This window comes from Aquirufa nivalisilvae (genome assembly GCF_003143535.1).
Classification (GTDB): domain Bacteria; phylum Bacteroidota; class Bacteroidia; order Cytophagales; family Spirosomataceae; genus Aquirufa; species Aquirufa nivalisilvae.
On sequence record NZ_CP029346.1, the window covers coordinates 2,380,939 to 2,401,195 of the forward strand.

The following is a 20,257-nucleotide window of genomic DNA, read 5'->3' on the forward strand; positions in this document are numbered from 1 at the left end:
CACTTGATGTTGCCATCAAGTGATTTTTAAACACAATTTGAAACTGAATAACAGCTTTTTATTAAGAACCACAGGCCTCACATGCTTCAGGATTGTCTAAAGAACAAGTCATATCGGCTCTATTCTGCGATTCTGCTTCGGTGAATGAAGCAGCTGATGCAGCTTGCTGTCTCGCATACTGCATTTCTGATTCATGCACATTATTAGTTTGCTCAATCGCCACTTCTGCTTGTTTTTCGATAGTGAATTTAATGGCATCAGCAGCAGCTTTGGTACGTAGATAATACATACCTGTTTTCAATCCTAGCTTCCAAGCGTGGAAATGCATGGATGTTAACTTGCCAAAGTTCACGTCTTGAATGTGGATGTTCAAGCTTTGCGATTGGCAGATATAGGCTCCGCGATCTGCGGCCATTTCTAAAATCGTTTTTTGCTTAATCTCCCAAACTGTTTTGTATAAATCTTTTAAGTCTTGAGGAATTTCAGGGATATTTTGAACCGAGCCATTCGCAGAGATCAGCTTATTCTTCATACTCTCATTCCACAAGCCTAATTTGATCAAATCTTTTAACAAGTGTTTATTAACAACCGCAAACTCTCCAGACAATACACGACGTGCATAAATATTAGAAGTATACGGTTCAAAACACTCGTTATTTCCTAAAATCTGGCTAGTAGATGCCGTTGGCATTGGAGCCACTAGCAAGGAGTTACGAACTCCATTTTCTACAACTAAGCGACGAAGTGATTCCCAATCCCAACGTCCTGATTCTGGAGTTACTCCCCACATATCGAATTGGAAAACACCTTTAGAGATAGGTGAACCTTCCCATGTAGAATAAGGTCCTTCAACTTTCGCTAGCTCCATGGATGCTTCCATAGATGCGTAGTAAATAGTTTCAAAAATATCCTTATTCAATTGTTTCGCAGCTTCTGACTCGAATGGCATGCGTAACATAATGAACACATCGGCCAAACCTTGTACACCTAATCCGATAGGACGGTGACGCAAGTTCGAATTTCTTGCTTCTGGCACTGGATAATAGTTCACATCGATAATCTTATTCAAGTTGCGAGTTGCCGCTTTTGTTACTTCGTATAATTTATCGTGATCAAATGCCAAGATTCCTTGCTCGTTCATTCGAACGTACTTAGGCAATGCCAATGAAGCAAGGTTACATACAGCTACTTCATCTTTAGAAGTATACTCCATGATTTCAGTACATAAGTTAGACGACTTAATCGTACCTAAATTCTTTTGATTTGATTTTTTATTGGCAGCATCTTTGTACAACATGTAAGGTGTACCTGTCTCTGTTTGTGACTCCAATACTTTAAACCACAATTCCTGAGCTTTTACAACTTGACTTGCTTTTCCAGCCAATTCATATTTTTCGTACAATGCTTCAAACTCTTCACCATAGGCATCAGAAAGACCTGGGCACTCATGAGGGCAGAACAATGACCATTCGGCATTTTCTTCCACGCGCTTCATGAACAAATCTGGAATCCATAATGCGTAGAATAAATCCCTAGCACGCATTTCTTCTTTACCGTGATTTTTCTTCAATTCTAAGAAGTCAAATACATCGGCATGCCAAGGCTCAAGATAGATAGCAAATGATCCTTTACGCTTTCCTCCTCCTTGGTCTACATAACGTGCTGTATCATTAAATACACGCAACATTGGGATGATACCATTGGATGTACCGTTGGTTCCTTTGATATAAGATCCCGTAGCACGGATATTGTGAATACTCAAACCAATTCCACCAGCAGATTGTGAAATCTTAGCGGTTTGTTTTAATGTATCATAAATACCTTCGATAGAATCATCTTGCATGGTTAACAAGAAGCAAGACGACATCTGAGGCTTAGGAGTACCTGCATTAAACAAAGTTGGTGTAGCATGGGTAAACCAACGCTCCGACAATAAATTGTAGGTATCAATCGCAGCAGCAATATCAGCACCGTGGATACCAACAGCTACACGCATCAACATATGTTGAGGACGCTCAGCGATTTGACCTTCTAATTTTAATAAATATGATTTCTCTAATGTTTTGAAACCAAAATAATCATAACCAAAATCACGATCATAGATGATAGCTTCATCCAACTCTACCGCATTTTTTTTGATGATATCATAGATTTCCTTCGAAAGAAGTGCTGCATTTTGACCTGTTTTGGGATCTACATACGTATACAAGCGCTTCATTGTTGCCGAAAAGGACTTCAATGTATTCTTGTGTAAGTTAGAGATAGCGATACGCGCTGCCAATACAGCGTAGTCAGGATGCTTAGTCGTTAACGAAGCTGCTGTCTCAGCCGCTAAGTTATCCAACTCCGTGGTTTTAACCCCGTCATAAAGCCCTGTAATCACTTTTCTAGCAACCTCTAGAGGTTGAACAAAAAATGGATCCAAGCTATAGCAAAGCTTCTCAATTCTTGCTGTGATTTTATCGAACTTGACAGATTCACGTCGACCGTCTCTTTTAATTACGTACATACTTTATATATTAGAAAAATTAGCGTCTCAATTATTCAGCATACAACCCTTTTAAAGCACAAAAGATTCCCATTCTAGAAAATTTCTCATCTAAAACATTCAAGTAAATATCACTTGAAAAATGGTTGGCGGTTTTGTTTTTAAGCTTTAACTTCATCCAAGGATTGCATACTCCTTGGGGGGTTGGGCACTACGTAAAATTAGAAAAAAAGAACACCGCTTGCAAACTATTTTTTCTCCAAAAAAAATAAAAAAATAAGGCTTATTTGAAATACAACATTCAAGTAACCTCATGTCAATTCGTTACGACATCTACGTCTTTGAAAAGTACCAGAAAATATTTTTTAAGATTTTTTTAAGCCGTCAATTATTGGCAAAAACCCCGAAAAATTGTTATGCATTTTTTTGGTTTTCCTTATTAAATCTTTAATTTTGCATCCCGAATTACCTAAACCTTCATCCCACAGGTTTCATTATCAAACAACAAGACGGCAGGGAATCGTCATTATACTACCCAACATGAAAAAAGACATTCACCCAGAATACAAAGAAGTTGTATTTCACGATTTATCAGCAGATTACAAGTTTTTAACTCGTTCTTGCGTTAATACAACTGAAACAACTGAATTCGAAGGAGCTACTTATCCTGTATTTAAAATTGAGGTTTCTTCTCAATCACACCCTTTTTACACAGGTAAAAACGTGTTATTAGATACTACAGGTCGTGTGGATAAATTCAACAAGCGTTACGCTCAGAAAAACTAATCCAAACAAAAAACATTACCTTGGCCTCCTCGAACTTGTTTCAGGGAGGCTTTTTTATTGTATTTTTGCCGCATGCTGGAAAATGTCAACTTCTACAATGATCCTCTCCTGGTTCAATCCATGAGGCCATTGAGCTATTATCGATCTCTAGATCAATTATGGCTCGGAACCAGCACGATACAGGATAAATGGAAGTCGTTTATACCAAACAGCCACCAGCCTACAAACACCTATCTTTCTATTTTGGGATCATTACTCCCCGATCAAGCTGTTGTTTCAGCAATCTCCCAATTAGAGCACAATACTGTTTTAGTTCAAGGCCAACAGGTATTAGCCTTTACAGGTTCAGAACCTCGTCCATCGCAAGATTCCCCATTCTCCGACAAACGAAAAGTAGAATACGCAGGAAAGGCCAGTTGGATTCAACATCCTGAAGATCTTTTAATACATCAAGCTGAGGTCTTGCAGCAAGAAATACAGCCTGCCCCATTTGATGTCGAAAAATATCAATCTCTGGGCAACATCATTTTATCTCCATCGAATTGTTTCATACATCCAAGTGCTCAGTTAAAAGGATGCATGCTGGATGCTAGTTCAGGTCCTATCTATGTAGGCGAAGATGTCAATCTGCAAATGGGAACCATCATCCAAGGACCGGTGGCTTTTTTAAAAGGCTCAACAACTAATTTAGGTGCTAAAATCAGACCTAACACCACCATAGGTCCAGGATGCAAAGTGGGAGGAGAAATAAATCACTCCATCTTTTTCCCCTTTAGTAATAAAGCGCATGAAGGATATATTGGAAGCTCTGTCATTGGTGCACATAGCAACATGGGAGCTCTCACCAGTAATTCCAATCTAAAAAATGATTTAAAACCTGTTGCTATCTTTGATTATAGCCTATCAAAGCCCAGAAATACAGGTATCATGGCCCTAGGGCTTATCATGGGAGATTTTGTTACAACAGGCATACATAGTAAATTCAATACAGGCAGCGTCATCGGTTGTCATTGCAATATTAGTAGCCAAGGTTTCTTACCAAAATTTATCCCTTCTTTTACTTGGGGAGAGTATCCCAAGGTCCAAACCTACCAAATGGAAAAGGCGAAACAAGTAGCCAGCCAATGGATCAACCTAAAACATCAAGCAATTCCTGAAAATCTAGCTCAGGTCATGGAAGAAATTTGGAAAGAGGAGGCTTCTTTCCGAACTTAGCCTTTTCGTTTACTCATTCCAAAAGGCATGCTTTTTAAGGATATTCCGGGCTTATTTGATATCAAAAAAACATTGAGTGCTGCTGTGCAAAATCAGCATATTGCGCATGCTCAATTGTTTCATGGCTCCTATGGAGGACCTCAATTAGCCTTGGCCTTGGCATTTACAACCTATTTATTTTGTACGAATCGACAAGGGGATGATGCTTGTGGAGAATGCGCGAGCTGTCAAAAAATGAAAAGAGCCGTTCATCCCGATTTGGTATTCCTTTTTCCTACCATCGTTACAAAAAAAGTAAAAGAACCCGAATCTGACTTATTCTTGCCTGAATGGAGAAATTTCATTGCTGATTCTCCCTATCGAACTTTGCCTGAATGGTTAGTTTATTTAGGTGCAGAAGGAAACAAACAAGGGAATTTTCCTGTGGAAGAAACCCGAAAACTGATTCCAAAGATTAGCTTAAAACCATTTGAGGCACCTTTTAAAGTTGTCATTTTATGGAATCCTGAATCATTAAATGCCTCTTCAGGAAATGCCCTGCTAAAGACTTTGGAAGAACCGCCTTCTACTACCTTATTTTTGTTGGTATGTTCTGATCCTCAAAAATTACTCGCCACCATCCTTTCTAGGACCCAACGTGTAAAAATCCCCATGGTAGAAGAGCATGCCATCGCTGATTTTTTAGTGGAACAATCTTCCATTGACTCTGAAAAAGCATTGCAATTAGCCCAAAGTGCAGAAGGGAATATTTCTTGGGCATTAGAAAAGTCGAAAACGGAAAATTTAAGTACTTCCACTTGGTTTGCCGAATGGATGCGAGCCATCTATTCCAAAAACTTGAGCAAGTTGGTGATTTTAGCTGACCAGTTTGACGGTTTTGCCAAAGAAGATCAAAAAGGCCTTTTAGAATATAGCCTTCACGTGCTTAGACAATGTTTATATCAAATTTCGGGTGCCCCTCAATTGATAAAATCATTGGAAAAAGAAAAAAAATTCATTGATAATTTTTCAAAGACTTTAAGTCAGGAGAAAATAGAAAAGATGTCTAGTAAAGTTTCGGATGTACACTACCATTTGGAGAGAAACGCCCGTGCCAAAATGGTCCATTTAGACTTATCCTTACAATTTGTCCGCATTTATCATGCACAACAAAAAGCCTAAACATGCAGCATATTAGAATAGGAACTCGAAATTCAGCATTAGCCTTATGGCAAGCAAACCATATTGGTCACTTGCTGGAAATGGCTGGATTTAGTTATGAACTAATGGCCATTAGTACCAAAGGAGATCAAGTATTAGATCGCTCTTTATCCAAAATTGGTTCAAAAGGGGTTTTTACTGAAGAGTTAGAAACGATGCTCCGAGAAGGAGAAATTGATATTGCTCAGCATTCAGCCAAAGATTTGCCCTCACATTTACCAGAAGATTTAGAATTAATAGCATATACTGAAAGAGAGGCTGCACATGATGTGGTGCTTAGTTTAGACCCTAGCTTACGTTTAGATACAGACAAGAAATTAAAAATTGGCACCTCTTCAACGCGCAGAAGGGCATTTTTAAAGCATTTCTATCCACAACATGAAGCAGTAGAAATGCGAGGTAATTTACAAACTCGACTAGAAAAACTGAAACAAGGAACCTGCGATGCCATGCTTCTGGCCTATGCTGGAGTACACCGCATGGATATGAGTGCTTATATCACGCAACATTTAGAAATAGCACAATTTGTCCCAGCCGTGGGACAAGGCTCAGTGGCCATTCAATGTGCCGTTACTTTGGATCCCAGCCTGAAAGAACAAATTAGGGCCGCCTGTAACCATATAGAAACAGAAAAATGCCTGCTGGCTGAAAGAAGCTTATTGTATCAGTTAGAAGGCGGTTGTAGTGTTCCCGTATATGGCCATGCTATTTTAAAAGAGGATTCCCTCCAATTAACGGGTGGTGTGCTGAGTTTAAATGGCCAACAAAAAATAGAATTCACACAAATTGGTACTCATCCTGAAATTTTAGGTAAACATTTAGCGGGAGATTTGGTAAATTCGGGTGCTAGAAAAATCCTACAAGCCATTAGGGCAGAGTTAAATCCATAATCTTGTTGAAATTTCGCATGAAAAAGAAAATTTTAATTACCGGTTCCAATGGCTTATTAGGTCAAAAATTAGTGCAATTGCTAATCAAGCAAGGGGACATTGACTTAATTGCAACAGCTAAAGGTCCCAACCGTCTTGCTTCAAGTTCAGGGTATACCTATGTATCCTTAGATATCACGCAAGAAAAAGAGGTAATGGATATTTTTCAAGCCTATCAACCTGACGTATTAATTCATACGGCAGCCATGACGAATGTGGATACTTGTGAGGTGGATCCAACAGGTTGCGAATTATTGAATGTAACAGCCGTACGTTATTTAATCCAAGCCTGCGAAGCTCACGACACATTTATGTGTCATTTATCTACTGACTTTATTTTTGATGGTGCAAATGGGCCTTATGATGAAGAAGCTCAGCCCAATCCTATTTCCATTTATGGAGAGAGTAAACTAGCCGCAGAAAAACTACTACAGGAATCATCAATTCGTTGGGCCATCGCTAGAACGGTACTTGTATTTGGTATTGTTCAAGATATGAGCCGAACAAACATCATTTTGTGGGTAAAAAAATCATTGGAAGAAGGCAAATCCATTCAAGTAGTTACGGATCAATTCCGCACACCTACCCTAGCCGAAGATTTAGCCATTGGCTGCTGGTTGATTGCCCAAAAAGAAGCAGAAGGCGTATTCAATATATCGGGTTCTGATTTTCTAACTCCTTATGAAATGGCCATCAAAACGGCTAATTTCTTTACTTTACCAATAGAATTAATAAAAAAAGCCGATTCTTCTACCTTCCAACAGGCTGCTAAGCGCCCACCTAGAACGGGCTTTGTTTTAGACAAGGCAAAAAAAATCCTAGGTTATCAGCCTAGGAGTTTTGATGAGGGAATTGCAATCGTTGCCGAACAAATTCGCGCTTAATCTTCTTCTATGAAAGGGGATTCTTCTTCTGGTGTAGCATCATCATTTTCCTCTTGTAACGACTTAGCTAATAAAGTATCTGCTTGAAACTTCGTGTTTTCTTCCTGTAAGGTTTTCCAAAGAACATCTTTCAATTCCTGAATACCTTCTTGAGTAATAGAGGAGATAAATACTACCGGCAAATCTGCTGGCAAGCTCGCCCTAATTTCTTCCTGCATTTCTGGTATGGATATATCCATCTTGGAAACTACCAATACACGCTGTTTTTGAAGTAATTCGGGATTAAATTTCTCTAATTCCCCTAAAAGAATCTCGTATTCCTTACCCCAATCTTTAGCATCAGAAGGAATCAAGAAACAAAGAATGGAGTTACGCTCTATATGACGCAAAAAACGCAAACCTAAACCTTTTCCTTCAGAGGCTCCTTCGATGATTCCTGGAATATCAGCTACCACAAATGATTTATAATCGCGGTATGCCACTACACCTAAATGAGGGACTAAGGTCGTAAAAGGATAATCTGCAATCTCAGGTTTAGCTGCGGATAAGACAGAAAGTAAAGTGGATTTGCCAGCATTGGGAAAACCAACCAAACCGACATCAGCTAACACTTTCAATTCCATAATCACCCAACGATCTTGGCCTTCTTCACCGGGTTGAGCGTGACGTGGGGATTGATTGGTTGAAGATTTAAAATGAGTATTACCCATCCCGCCTCTTCCTCCTGGAAGTAATAATATCTTTTGGCCTTCTTCAGTCACCTCGGCTAAAAACTCATTGCTTTCAGCATCTTTTACGATGGTCCCTAGGGGAACTTCAATGAAAATATCTTCACCTTCAGCACCTGACCTTCTTCCCCCTTCTCCACCTTTGCCATTATCAGCAATAATGTGTTTTTGGTATTTTAAATGCAGTAAAGTCCAAAGTTGAGAATTCCCAACTAAATAGATGTGCCCACCTCTACCACCGTCACCACCATCTGGCCCTCCTTTAGGTACGTGCTTTTCACGACGAAAATGGGAAGATCCAAACCCTCCTCTACCAGAGCGGACGTTTATCTTTACGTAATCTATAAAATTGGATGTCATAAGGTATTATACCGGGCTATTAACCCTCAATGATGCGGACAATCTGTCCAAATATTTCTTCAATTTCACCAATACCATTGATTCCTTGGAATTTTCCTTGGGAAGCATAGTGTCCTGCCACTGGAGCTGTTTTTTCTCCATATTCCTGCACTCTTTTACGAATTAGTTCTTCATTTTGATCATCTGGTCTACCAGAAGTCTTTCCGCGCTCTAATAATCGCTGCGTCAATTCTTCTTGATTCACTTCCAGCGAAATCATGTGTTTGATGGATAATTGATGTCCTTCTAACAAGGTATCTAAAGCCTCTGCTTGAGCTACTGTTCTAGGAAAACCATCAAAAATAAATCCAGCGGCCCCTTTATTTTCATTCAATTTATTTTCAATCATTCCTATCACTACTGAATCTGGAACAAGAATACCTTGATCCATTAGTTTCTTAGCTTCAAGGCCTAAACTTGTACCTGCAGTAATCTCAGCACGTAGCAAATCTCCTGTGGACAAATGAATTAAACCATATTTATCAATCAATTTAGCTGACTGAGTTCCTTTTCCAGCCCCTGGAGGCCCAAATAGTACAAGATTTAACATAAAGAATGTAAATGGTTGACTGTTAAACAAGATTAAAAATTGAAGGACAAAGGTAATCAATGCCAAAGGATAAAACCACCATTATCTAAAATATACCTTGCCTTTAAAGTCCTGAGTTCAAGAATAGTATATTAAATAAGTGAAATTTTTTTACCCTAATGTGCTAATCTTTAAATTGTAAGGCCTAACTTGCAGGCGATTAAGTCGATAAAAGGCTATTTTTTATAGACAAAATCAAATTTTCACTCAAATCTTTTACTAAATGAAAACAAATTTCTACGTAAGCAGAGTGGTCTTCTTAATGGCTTTAATGTTATCCGTTTCTTGGGTAGCTTGGGGTCAGGACCGAAAAGTATCTGGTACTGTACAGGACGCTAAAGGCGACGGTATTCCAGGAGTATCCGTCTTAGTTAAAGGTACAACCACCGGAACTACAACCGATGGTAATGGAGCATTCTCCATCACGGTAAAAACAGCCAATGCTGAATTGACTGTTAGTTCAGTAGGTTATGTGGCTAAAACTGTTCCAGTAGGAAACAGATCAAGCATCAACATCTCTTTGGATGAAGATGTTAGCCAATTAAGCGAAATCGTTGTAACAGGTTATGCCTCACAACGTAAAAAAGACATCACAGGGGCGGTAGCCGTAGTTAGTTCGAAAGAATTGACAGCAGTTCCATCTGCTTCAGTTACTCAAATGTTACAAGGACGTGCGTCTGGAGTAACTGTAGGTAATGATAACTCTCCAGGTGGTGGTACAATGGTTCGTGTACGTGGTTTTGGTTCAATCAACAACAACAGCCCGCTGTATGTAATTGATGGTGTTCCAACTCAAGGTACTTTGAACCAAATTAACCCAAGTGATATTGAGTCTATGCAAGTATTGAAAGATGCTTCTGCGGCTTCTATCTATGGTGCTCGTGCTGCGAATGGTGTTGTAATCATTACAACAAAGCGTGGTGGTGAAGGTGAGCCAAAAATCAACTTTGATATGTACACAGGTACACAAGATGTTGGTAAAACTTTGGACTTATTGAACACAAAAGAATTAGGTCAGTATTACTATGAGTCTGAAATTGGTGCTGGAAAGCCTGCAGGAACTTCTCCTTCAGTTCAATATCGTTTTGGAGCTGATGGAACTCAAACGATTGCGGATTACATCTATCCAAACGTATATGGTTCTTTACCTGCTAACTACACGTACACCAACGACATCACTGATCCTAACTTAGGAAAAACGTCTTGGAACATCACAAAGGCAAACAAAGAAGGAACAGATTGGCAAAAAGTAATTTTTGGACCAGCTAAAATCTCGAATTATCAAATTGGAGCAACAGGTGGATCTAAATATGGTAAATATGCTATCTCAGGTTCTTATTTCAGCCAAGATGGTATTTTGAAATACACTAGCTACCAACGTTACTCTGTTCGTGCAAACACAGAGTTCAAAAAAGGTAATTTGACTTTTGGTGAAAACTTCACTGTTTCTTATGATGAAAAAGTAGGTGTACCTTCAGGTAACAATAACGAATCCAACCCAATCATGTTTGCGATTCGTATCCAACCAATCATCCCAGTATACGATATCACTGGTGGTCCAGTAGGATTAGGTGGTACTAACTCATCTGACTTAAACGGATTTGCTGGTTCACGTGGTTCTAACTTAGGTAATGCTCCTAACCCATTTGCTCGTCAGTGGAGAGAGAAAGATAACCCTACAAAAGGTAGCCACATTTTTGGTAACGTATTCTTAGAATATGAAATCATCAAAGATTTGAAAGCACGTACTAGTTTAGGTTTTGAATACAATAACTACAACCAGTCGGCCTATTTCAACCGTGATATTGAAGCTGCTGAGGCAAGAAACTCAAACAGCTTAACTGTATCTAACTCATTTGATCGTGCAGTAACTTGGTACAATACATTGAACTACAACAAAACGATTGGTGATCATACATTCAACGTATTAGTAGGTACAGAAGCAGTTTCTACTTATGCTTTCGGTTTCAACGCATCTCGTTCGAACTTTGCTTTTGATGATTTATCTTACCGTTACTTGAACAATGGTGCTGCTGCTGGTTTAACCAATGCTGGATCAGGTGCTACACAAACAGCTTTGTTCTCTCAATTCGGAAAAGTAAACTACTCATATAAGGATTTCTTATTAGCTGACTTTACATTACGTCGCGATGGTTCATCTCGTTTCTCTTCTGCATACCGTTACGGAACGTTCCCTGCATTCTCTGTAGGTGCTCGTTTGACAGAATTGGCATTCATGAAAGATTTAACTTTCATCAACGATTTGAAAGTACGTGCTGGTTGGGGTAAAACTGGTAACCAGTTGATTCCAAACGTATACAATGCATATACATTGTTTACTCCAGACCCTAACAATAACGCGTATGATATTGCAGGTTCTGGTAGCTCTATTGCTTCTGGTTTTGATATTGCTCAATTCGGTAACTCATTCGGACGTTGGGAAACAAATACATCTACCAACATTGGTTTTGATGGTAGCTTGTTCAACAACAAATTAGATATCGCTTTTGACTGGTATACTCGTACTACATCTGACATGTTAACTCAGGTACCTATTCCTAAAACAGCTGGAACAGCGTCTATTCCTTATGTAAACATTGGTGAAGTAAACAACACAGGTATTGATATCAACGTAACTTACCGTAACCAAATTGGTGACGTGAGATACTCGATTTCTGGTCAGTATAGCCAATACAAAAACAACGTAGTGAAGTTGAACGACGATCCTAAAGCATCGATTTTTGGATTCTCAACTCGTCTTCCTGCAATTTCTGTAACTAAGGCTGGATTACCAATCGCTTCTTTCTTCGGTTATATCGTAGACGGAGTAATCAAGGATGATGCTGAAGCAGCTTCTGCAACTCAAATTCCTGGTTATACTCGTGCAGGTGTATTCAAATTTAGAGATGTTAACGGTGATGGTAAAATTACTGCTGATGACAAAACAATCATTGGTAACCCTCACCCTGACTTCACTTACGGTTTGAACTTAAACGTAGGTTACAAAAACTTTGACTTGACAGTATTTGCTCAAGGTGTTCAAGGAAATGAGATTTTCAACTACTTGAAATACTGGACAGACTTCAACACATTCCAAGGAAACCGTTCTAAGGATATGTTGTACAACTCTTGGAAGAAACAAGGTGACGTAGCTCAATTGCCACGTTTGAACTCAAATGACACATTCAGTCAGCAGATTTCTACTTACTTCGTGGAAGATGGATCTTATACTCGTATCAAGAACATCCAATTGACTTACACAGTACCTTCTAGCGTAACTAAGAAGTTAAAGTTAAGCTCATTACAAGTGTATGTTCAAGGTCAAAACTTGTTCACATTTAGTAAGTACAAAGGCTTAGATCCAGATATCAACTTGAGAACTTCAGGAAATGACAACCAAGATATCCACATGGGTATTGATGAAGGTGCATTCCCTGTGGCTAAATCATACAATGTTGGTTTAAGAGTAGGATTTTAATCTAGATATCATTTGAAAATAAATCATAAAAAAATGAAAAAGTTAATCACATTCGCATTAGTAGCGATCGTCGGACTGAGCACTTCTTGCTCAGATAGTTTCTTCGACATTCAGCCACAAGGAGCGGCTTCATTAACCTCCTTGAGCAACAAGAATGGAGTGAATGCATTATTGATTGGAGCGTACTCATTATTAGACGGCGTTGGTGCTGGTAATACGGGTCGTCAATCAACTATTTCCAATTACGTTTTTGGTGGTATCACATCAGGTGATGCTGTTAAAGGTACGGATGCGGGAGATCAGCCAGAGCAAAGTTTTATCGAGCAATTCAACTGGTTGTCAGATAACACGTATTTCTTAGGTAAATGGCAACACACATATGATGGTGTAGCACGTGCAAACGAGGCTATCCTTTTGGCAAAAAGTACTGACGTAAAAGACATGACTGATGCTGAAAGAACTCAAGTAGTAGCCGAAGCACGTTTCTTACGTGGTCACTATCACTTTGAAGGTAAAAAGATGTGGAACATGATTCCTTACATCGATGAGACTGTTTACAAGCGTGATGATCCAAACTCAACTAAAATTCCAAATGATAAAGACATTTGGCCAAACATTGAGGCGGATTTCAAATATGCTATGGAAAACCTTCCAGCTGTTCAAGCTCAGAAAGGTCGCGCAACTAAATGGGCTGCTATGACTTATTTAGCTAAAGCTTACATCTTCCAAAAGAAATGGGCTGCTGCTAAAACATTGTTAGAAGATGTATACAATAACTCTGGTAAGAAGTTAGTAGCTAACTACCATGATAACTATAGAAATACAACGAATAATAACATTGAGTCTATTTTCGAAGTTGAATTCTCTGTAAATGATGGTTCTACTGGTAACAACGGTAACGCTGGTGATAACTTGAACTGGCCATATTCTGCCAATGCTCCAGGTCGTGGATGTTGCGGATTCTATTTACCATCTCAAAACTTGGTAAATGCATTCAAAACTTCTTCTGATGGTTTACCATTAATTGGTGATAAAGCGGATGGAACAGCTGATACTTACAACATGGTTGACCTTCCTAACGATCAAGGTATTCGTTCTTCTACAATTGAATTCAACTTGAATAAATCTATTCCTGTTGACCCTCGTTTAGACTGGACAGTAGGTCGTCGTGGTGTTCAATTCTTGGATTGGGGCCCAATGCCAGGTTTCCCTTGGATTCGTGACCAAAACTATTCTGGTCCTTATACAGGTAAAAAATGGATGTACTACTTAGCTGATGAAGGTAGCTCAACTCACTCAACATCAAAACGTGCAGTTAATAACAACTACCGTTTATTGAAAATGTCTTCAGTGATCTTATGGCTTGCTGAGTGTGAAGCTGAGTTAGGTAACTTAAGTGGTGCTGAAACTTATGTAAACATCATCCGTAACCGTGCTAAGAATGGTTCAGTTCAAGATCCTACTGTGAACTATGTCATTAATCCATATCCTACAGGCACATTTGCTGCTAAAGGAAAAGATTATGCACTGAATGCAGTTCGTATGGAGAGCCGTTTAGAATTTGCTATGGAAGGTCACCGTTTCTTCGACTTGGTTCGTTGGGGAATTGCAGGTCCTTACTTGAACAAATACATGGCTGAAGAAGCTAAAAACGGTACTGATATGACAGGAAGAACTTACAATAAGAGAGGTTACTTAGCTGGTAAAACATTCACTACTGGTAAAAACGAATACTTCCCTCTTCCAAATGATGAGATCTTAAACTCTCAGAAAGATGGAAAACCAACATTGAAACAAAACAACTACTAGTCGTTTATTTCATGTTATTTAAAAAAGTCAGGACAGCCGTCCTGACTTTTTTTTTGTACTTTTTCATACTAAAATAACAATTATGAAATACGCATCAATTCTCGCATTAATTTGTATTAGCTGGACTGGTTTTTCGCAAATTCCAGCTGGAAAAAGTGTTATTAGTTCCTTACACATCTATGATGTGAAATCGAAAAAAAGCACCGAAATACTCAAAGAACATCGTCACTTTGAAGCACCTAATTGGTCTGTCGATGGATCTCATTTACTCATCAATAGTTTGGGCCTGTTAGAAAAAATTAGCCCCATTGGAGAGAAATTAGGCCAATTACCAACTGGTACAATTCAAAAATGCAATAATGACCATGGATATAGTTTTGATGGAAAAACACTTTATATATCCAGTTCTGACCCAAGCTCAGGCATTAGCGGCTCTCTAATTTTTAAAGTAGAAAGTCAAGGTGGCCAACCTATTCGCTTAACCAATCAAGGCCCATCCTATTGGCATGGTATCTCTCCTGATGGAAAAACTATGGTCTACTGTGCTGAAAGAAACAAAAACTATGATGTATATGCTATGGATACCCAAGGTGGTCCCGAAATAAGACTAACTACTGAAGACGGTTTAGATGATGGCCCAGAATATACTCCTAATGGGAAATACATCTATTTCAACTCTTATCGATCGGGGAAAATGCAAATCTGGCGCATGCGACCTGATGGAAGTCAAGCCGAACAAATGACCTTTGATGATTACTCCACCTGGTTTGCCCATATTCGCCCTAATGGCAAAGAAGCCGTCGTTATAAGCTATATCAAAGATCAGAAACAAAGTCACCCTTTTGGTCATCAAGTAAAACTTCGAATGTTGAATCTGAAATCAAAAAAAATAGAGGATTTGACTGAGGAATTTTATGGAGGACAAGGCACAATCAATGTACCTTCCTGGTCACCAGATGGATCAAAATTTGCTTACGTTAGATATGAACTAGAAGACAAAAAACCTTAATAATCAGGTAATTCTTTATATTTACATCGAAATATATGTCGATGAATCTATCACAAGCTTTTGATGAAATTGTACAAAGAAGAAGATCAAACAGGCGATTTGATACGCAAATTCAAGTACCTGATGAAGTAATTCAAAAAAGTCTTGATCGAGCTATTCTATCACCCAATAGTAGCAATATGCAACTTTGGGAATTCTATTGGATTAGTAGTCCCGAAGAAAAGGCTAAATATGAAAAGCTTTGTTTAGGACAATCTGCCGCACGTACAGCTTCTCATTTACTGGTTTTTGTCACTCGACAAGACCACTGGAAAAAGCATGCGCAGTGGAATATCGAGAAAATTAAAGCTTCCATGACTGGAGAACCTTCAAAATCTGAAAAAAGAGCTTTGGATTATTATGGCATTTTAATGCCCATATTATATCGAACAGATCTATTTGGACTCAGTACTTTAGTCAGAAGAGCCATTACTTTTGTTAAGGGATTTAGTAATCCATTTATGCGATTTGCTGGAATAGCAGACCAACGGGTCATGGTGCATAAATCCTGTGCGTTAGCTGCTCAAACCTTTATGCTTTCTATTGCTGCCGAGGGGTACGATACCTGTCCAATGGAGGGATTTGACGCTAAACTAGTCAAAAGAGCCTTACAACTCCCCAATCAAGCCGAAATCAATATGATTGTGGCAGTGGGCAAAGGAACAAACGAGGGAATTTATGGAAAGAGGAATCGCTTACCGATAGAAGATGTTGTTTTCAAACGTTGATTACAAACAATCCACATCGATAATAATTTGAACACCCTTGCAGGCTGCATGAGAAGATTGAATATCTATTTCCTCTCTCAAGGCTTCTTTAAATTTAGCTAATGCCAATCCTTTTTCAATTTTAATAAGGATCTCCATGGCATATTGATTCCTAATTCGTTCTATCAAAGGTTTTTCAGGTCCTAAAACGCGGCCATGACCAAATTTGTCTTTTAAAGCTAACCCTAAATGTCTAGCTGCCATTTCTACTCGGGCTGCCTCCATATTTCGTAAAGTCAATTTAATTAATCTGCTGAAGGGAGGATAATGATAGCCTTCTCTTTCCACTATTTCCTCCGCATACATAGCCTCATAATTATTCTGCAAAATATGATCAAAAATAGGATGAGTAGGCTGATTCGTTTGAATATAGACTTGCCCTTGTTCTTCTCTTCTTCCTGCCCTTCCAGCCACTTGACAAATCAATTGAAAGGCTCTTTCATGTGCTCTGAAGTCAGGAAAATTAATCACTTTATCAGCATCAAAAATGGCTACTGTGGATAATCCTTCAAAGTCCAATCCTTTAGCCACCATTTGAGTCCCTACCAAAACATCAATATTTCCCGAAGTAATTTCTGCTAATAAACTAGTAAATGCCGTTTTGGAGCGGGTTGTATCTAAGTCCATCCTTCCAATTCTAGCATCTGGCATATGCAGCTGTAGCTCTTCTTCTAACTTTTCAGTTCCATAGCCCATGGTCTTCAATTGGGTACTTCCACAAGCCGCACAGCGCCTCAATAGACCTTCTCTATATCCACAATAATGACAGCGTAGTTCTTGATCTCTGGCATGAAAAGTCAAACTAACGTCACACTGATTACAAGTCGCAATCCAATCACAATCCTGGCATTGAATGTAAGGTGAATATCCTCTCCGATTTTGAAACAATAAACTTTGCTTTCCCCGATTAAAATTATCTTCTAAAGCAGCAATCAAATCCACTGAAAAACCACCTTTCATTTGCTTCATTTTCTGAGCATACTTGGTGTCTAACAAGGTGATGTGAGGTAAAGTAGCTGTTCCGAACCGTTCTTTAAGTGTAACTAAACCATATTTCCCTTCTTTAGCCTGATAATAGGATTCAATAGATGGAGTGGCAGATCCCAACAATACCTTGGCTCCTTGCTGTTTGGCTAACACAACTGCAACGTCACGGGCATGATAGCGAGGTGCTGGATCTACCTGCTTGAAGGACGATTCATGTTCTTCGTCGACAATCACTAAACCCAAATTGGAAAAAGGGAGAAAAACAGAAGATCGAACACCCACGACAAACGGATATTTGCCTTCAACAATCGACTTCCAAACTTCCACCCGCTCATTATCCGAAAATTTGGAATGATAAATACCTACCTGCTCACCAAAAATACGTTTGAGACGTAAGACAATTTGGGTAGTTAAGGCTATCTCCGGCAATAAATAAAGTACTTGATTCCCATTAGCCAATGCTTCTTGAATCAACTTTATATAAATTTCCGTTTTACCACTCCCTGTGATACCATGTAACAGCACTACGTCTTTATCTTGGAATTGATTTAAAATGGCTTGATATGCCTTATTCTGAGCCTGATTCAAATCAAATGCAGCAGGAATAAAATCTTCCGAATCTTGTCCAAATCGGGAAACCACCACTTCAAAACTCTCAAATACCTGATTTTTCAATAAAGTCTGCAAAGAACTTTCCGATAGCTCAGCTTGAGAAAAACTAGATTTCTCTAGTCCCTTTTGATTGGTTTCAGGATTTCGTAAAACAGGAATAAACTGTAAATAATGTAAAATGATGGCCAATTGTTTGGGCTTCGACTCCAATTGCTGAATGAGCTCCACCAATTTTTCCTTATTTTCAAATGGTTCTGTCAATCGTATTTTACGCATCACTTTAGGCGTATACCGATCTTTCAACTCATCAAAAATTAATATGGCCTGTTTCCCTACCATGGATTTAATTAGGTGATAAGGACTCTTTAATTCAGCCAATTGAGCAATCTCATCATAAGACATTGACCCCTTTTCTTGAATGGCATTAAAAACCAATTGCTCCTTTTCATTCAGGGTAACTTCTTCCGAATAGGCAGGATTAATCTGAACTTTTGATTGACTGGAAATCTTCAATCCTGCTGGCAAAGCTATCTGAAAGACCTCTCCAGGATAGCACATATAATACTCTGCAACCCAATGAAATAACTTAATTTGAGAGGTAGTCACTAAGGGACTCTCATCTAATATTTCTAAAATATACTTAGCCTGATATTGCTTAGGCGGCTGATGATGAACCAATACAATAACTGCCGTCAAAACTTTGGAGGAGCCAAATGGCACGACAACCCGAATACCTGCTTCTACTAAATCAGCCCATTGCCTTGGCACACGGTATGTAAAATACCGTGGAATAGGTAAGGGAAGCAAAGCATCCACAAATACCGTTGATTCCTCTGAAGACGACAATGCTGTTGACTCGTTCATGCTAGCTACAAAGAAAAGGAAAGATTCGTGGACTGGCAAACCTAGATTTAAACCCCAATAATTAAGGTTTCCACTGCAAGGTTTGAATTAGATGCATGGCATCCTTTTTTAAAAACTGAATAACGGGAGCTAAGGAGTCATTTTGTGTTGCAGTCTTAACATAAACGGCACCACGTAAATAATGTTTGACACTATCGGTCGTATAAAATTGAAATGAAGTAGCCACTTCCCCATCCAACTCAATGATGCCCGCTTTTCTACCTGAACGGGTAGTCATGACATATTCTTGAATTCCTCGAGCCTTACCTTGGTGTTTAGATGCCAAAGTGTACGCATCATTTATCAGGTTAGCTAACTTCTTTCGATCCTTGTTCAAAGGCTTGTAAGTCAGCTGGATAAAAGCATGCCATTGAGGATAATAAATATATAACCAATGAGGCTCTGCCCATGAAACGGTATCGGGCAATACTTGGGCATATTTTGAGACTTCAAAAGTAAATGGATGCCCCTTTTCCACTTCTTGATAGGTCGCCTTAGGCAATATAATTCGATTATATCCTTTGGGGCGCGGTAAATCAGCCTTTTCTTCCTTAGTCTGATCAGAACAAGCAAGAAAAACCCAACTTAACACGACGATGGATATCCAGTGGCGCATAGCCTGATTTATTGAGGTTCGTCTAAAGAATAATATTTCAAGATCGGATCTTGAATAATATGGTACAATTTTTCTCGTAACATAGGAACATCATCCATGGTTAATCCCTTGGTAATGATGGGTGGATGTATTTCAGCACGAATAACCCCGGGACGAATCATCAATGGTTTATCAGAGAAAATTTGATAATTATTAAATAAACTAATGGGTACCAAAGGTATCTGTTGTTGAATCGCCATAATTAAGGCTCCATCTTTCAATGGTTTGGCCATATATGGGTATTTTTTAGAAACGATTCCTCCTTCTGGGAATATTGCAATACTTCTGCCCGATTGTAATGCTTTAAGTGCCTTAGATAGTGATCCTGCACGGCTGGCATTATCCGAACGATTGACCAAAATATTCAATCGTGCATACATATATCCGAATAATGGTAATTTCCCCAATGAACTTTTACCCACAAATGAAGTATAATGCTCTAATAGATAAACAATTACCGGTATATCTAAAAATGAAAAATGGTTGGCGCAAAAAACATAATTCTGCTTTTTATCAGGCACAAAATGATGCTTTACTTCAAAACGAATAAAACTGAAAAAAAAGAAACATTTAGACCAGATGCGCACCAATTTGGCCGCATACTTACGGTAGCTCAACTTTTGAAGTAAAATGAAAATAAAAGGGTAAAAAAGCAGAAAAACTCCAATGAACCAAAACATGGACCAAAGAGTAAAAAGTCCAGTGAAAGGACTAGAAAGAAATGTATTCTTTTTATTCATGCTTTAAACACCAAACAAAATATTAACAATTAGGGGTTGA

Annotated in this window: 15 protein-coding genes; 9 read left to right on the forward strand and 6 right to left on the reverse strand. The window is 38.8% G+C overall.

Annotated elements, in window-relative coordinates; translation table 11 throughout:
- Positions 1-61: 61 nt before the first annotated feature.
- Positions 62-2,509: a ribonucleoside-diphosphate reductase subunit alpha gene (locus tag HME7025_RS10185; protein WP_109323597.1), complete on the reverse strand. Its 2,448-nt coding sequence runs from the start codon at positions 2,507-2,509 to the stop codon at positions 62-64.
- A 519-nt stretch (positions 2,510-3,028) separates the two neighbouring features.
- On the opposite strand from HME7025_RS10185, the gene HME7025_RS10190 reads away from it, so the two are divergent.
- The 5 genes from HME7025_RS10190 to HME7025_RS10210 all read left to right on the forward strand — a co-directional run bounded on the left by HME7025_RS10190 (position 3,029) and on the right by HME7025_RS10210 (position 7,502).
- The gene (locus tag HME7025_RS10190) at positions 3,029-3,274 is read left to right on the forward strand and encodes a type B 50S ribosomal protein L31 (protein WP_109323601.1); all 246 of its coding nucleotides are present in this window, start codon (positions 3,029-3,031) and stop codon (positions 3,272-3,274) included.
- A gap of 72 nt (positions 3,275-3,346) precedes the next feature.
- Positions 3,347-4,489 carry a putative sugar nucleotidyl transferase gene (locus tag HME7025_RS10195; RefSeq protein ID WP_109323609.1) on the forward strand — a complete coding sequence of 381 codons (1,143 nt, stop codon included), beginning with the start codon at positions 3,347-3,349 and terminating at the stop codon, positions 4,487-4,489.
- 27 nt (positions 4,490-4,516) lie between these two features.
- On the forward strand, positions 4,517-5,650 hold the full coding sequence (locus HME7025_RS10200; protein ID WP_109323614.1) for a DNA polymerase III subunit: 1,134 nt from the start codon (positions 4,517-4,519) through the stop codon (positions 5,648-5,650).
- A 2-nt stretch (positions 5,651-5,652) separates the two neighbouring features.
- Positions 5,653-6,579 (forward strand): hydroxymethylbilane synthase, encoded by a 927-nt coding sequence (gene hemC, locus HME7025_RS10205; protein ID WP_109323620.1) that lies wholly within the window; start codon positions 5,653-5,655, stop codon positions 6,577-6,579.
- A gap of 17 nt (positions 6,580-6,596) precedes the next feature.
- Entirely contained in the window at positions 6,597-7,502 is a 906-nt protein-coding gene (locus HME7025_RS10210; RefSeq protein WP_109323624.1) for an SDR family oxidoreductase, read from the forward strand.
- On the opposite strand, the gene obgE is transcribed toward HME7025_RS10210, so the two are convergent.
- Positions 7,499-8,590 carry a GTPase ObgE gene (gene obgE / locus HME7025_RS10215; protein WP_109323627.1) on the reverse strand — a complete coding sequence of 364 codons (1,092 nt, stop codon included), beginning with the start codon at positions 8,588-8,590 and terminating at the stop codon, positions 7,499-7,501. The two genes, HME7025_RS10210 and obgE, sit on opposite strands and share 4 nt — an antisense overlap.
- Before the next feature lie 19 nt (positions 8,591-8,609).
- Positions 8,610-9,179, reverse strand: coding sequence for an adenylate kinase (locus tag HME7025_RS10220; protein ID WP_109323631.1), 570 nt, complete (start codon positions 9,177-9,179; stop codon positions 8,610-8,612).
- A 262-nt stretch (positions 9,180-9,441) separates the two neighbouring features.
- Between HME7025_RS10220 and HME7025_RS10225 the strand changes: the two genes are divergently transcribed.
- The 4 genes from HME7025_RS10225 to HME7025_RS10240 all read left to right on the forward strand — a co-directional run bounded on the left by HME7025_RS10225 (position 9,442) and on the right by HME7025_RS10240 (position 16,281).
- The gene (locus HME7025_RS10225; protein WP_109323633.1) at positions 9,442-12,696 is read left to right on the forward strand and encodes a SusC/RagA family TonB-linked outer membrane protein; all 3,255 of its coding nucleotides are present in this window, start codon (positions 9,442-9,444) and stop codon (positions 12,694-12,696) included.
- 33 nt (positions 12,697-12,729) lie between these two features.
- On the forward strand, positions 12,730-14,505 hold the full coding sequence (locus HME7025_RS10230) for a RagB/SusD family nutrient uptake outer membrane protein (RefSeq protein WP_109323634.1): 1,776 nt from the start codon (positions 12,730-12,732) through the stop codon (positions 14,503-14,505).
- 82 nt (positions 14,506-14,587) lie between these two features.
- Positions 14,588-15,514 carry a TolB family protein gene (locus HME7025_RS10235; protein ID WP_109323635.1) on the forward strand — a complete coding sequence of 309 codons (927 nt, stop codon included), beginning with the start codon at positions 14,588-14,590 and terminating at the stop codon, positions 15,512-15,514.
- A gap of 35 nt (positions 15,515-15,549) precedes the next feature.
- A complete protein-coding gene (locus HME7025_RS10240; RefSeq protein WP_109323636.1) occupies positions 15,550-16,281 on the forward strand; it encodes a nitroreductase family protein in 732 nt (243 codons plus the stop codon).
- Here HME7025_RS10240 and priA read toward each other — a convergent pair whose 3' ends face one another.
- The 3 genes from priA to HME7025_RS10255 all read right to left on the reverse strand — a co-directional run bounded on the left by priA (position 16,282) and on the right by HME7025_RS10255 (position 20,217).
- Entirely contained in the window at positions 16,282-18,783 is a 2,502-nt protein-coding gene (gene priA / locus HME7025_RS10245; protein WP_109323638.1) for a replication restart helicase PriA, read from the reverse strand.
- A 61-nt stretch (positions 18,784-18,844) separates the two neighbouring features.
- Positions 18,845-19,438 carry a gliding motility lipoprotein GldD gene (gene gldD, locus HME7025_RS10250; protein WP_226998211.1) on the reverse strand — a complete coding sequence of 198 codons (594 nt, stop codon included), beginning with the start codon at positions 19,436-19,438 and terminating at the stop codon, positions 18,845-18,847.
- Positions 19,439-19,446: 8 nt separating this feature from the next.
- Positions 19,447-20,217 (reverse strand): lysophospholipid acyltransferase family protein, encoded by a 771-nt coding sequence (locus tag HME7025_RS10255; protein ID WP_109323639.1) that lies wholly within the window; start codon positions 20,215-20,217, stop codon positions 19,447-19,449.
- Between the last annotated feature and the right edge of the window lie 40 nt (positions 20,218-20,257).

What these genes read in the sequence shown, in the direction of transcription:
- HME7025_RS10230 (WP_109323634.1), top strand. Translation starts at nt 12,730, where the DNA reads ATGAAAAAGTTAATCACATTCGCATTAGTAGCGATCGTCGGACTGAGC.
- gldD (WP_226998211.1), bottom strand. Translation starts at nt 19,438, where the DNA reads ATGCGCCACTGGATATCCATCGTCGTGTTAAGTTGGGTTTTTCTTGCT.
- HME7025_RS10225 (WP_109323633.1), top strand. Translation starts at nt 9,442, where the DNA reads ATGAAAACAAATTTCTACGTAAGCAGAGTGGTCTTCTTAATGGCTTTA.
- HME7025_RS10185 (WP_109323597.1), bottom strand. Translation starts at nt 2,509, where the DNA reads ATGTACGTAATTAAAAGAGACGGTCGACGTGAATCTGTCAAGTTCGAT.
- HME7025_RS10240 (WP_109323636.1), top strand. Translation starts at nt 15,550, where the DNA reads ATGTCGATGAATCTATCACAAGCTTTTGATGAAATTGTACAAAGAAGA.
- HME7025_RS10220 (WP_109323631.1), bottom strand. Translation starts at nt 9,179, where the DNA reads ATGTTAAATCTTGTACTATTTGGGCCTCCAGGGGCTGGAAAAGGAACT.
- HME7025_RS10195 (WP_109323609.1), top strand. Translation starts at nt 3,347, where the DNA reads ATGCTGGAAAATGTCAACTTCTACAATGATCCTCTCCTGGTTCAATCC.
- HME7025_RS10235 (WP_109323635.1), top strand. Translation starts at nt 14,588, where the DNA reads ATGAAATACGCATCAATTCTCGCATTAATTTGTATTAGCTGGACTGGT.
- HME7025_RS10200 (WP_109323614.1), top strand. Translation starts at nt 4,517, where the DNA reads ATGCTTTTTAAGGATATTCCGGGCTTATTTGATATCAAAAAAACATTG.
- HME7025_RS10210 (WP_109323624.1), top strand. Translation starts at nt 6,597, where the DNA reads ATGAAAAAGAAAATTTTAATTACCGGTTCCAATGGCTTATTAGGTCAA.
- hemC (WP_109323620.1), top strand. Translation starts at nt 5,653, where the DNA reads ATGCAGCATATTAGAATAGGAACTCGAAATTCAGCATTAGCCTTATGG.
- obgE (WP_109323627.1), bottom strand. Translation starts at nt 8,590, where the DNA reads ATGACATCCAATTTTATAGATTACGTAAAGATAAACGTCCGCTCTGGT.
- HME7025_RS10190 (WP_109323601.1), top strand. Translation starts at nt 3,029, where the DNA reads ATGAAAAAAGACATTCACCCAGAATACAAAGAAGTTGTATTTCACGAT.
- priA (WP_109323638.1), bottom strand. Translation starts at nt 18,783, where the DNA reads ATGAACGAGTCAACAGCATTGTCGTCTTCAGAGGAATCAACGGTATTT.
- HME7025_RS10255 (WP_109323639.1), bottom strand. Translation starts at nt 20,217, where the DNA reads ATGAATAAAAAGAATACATTTCTTTCTAGTCCTTTCACTGGACTTTTT.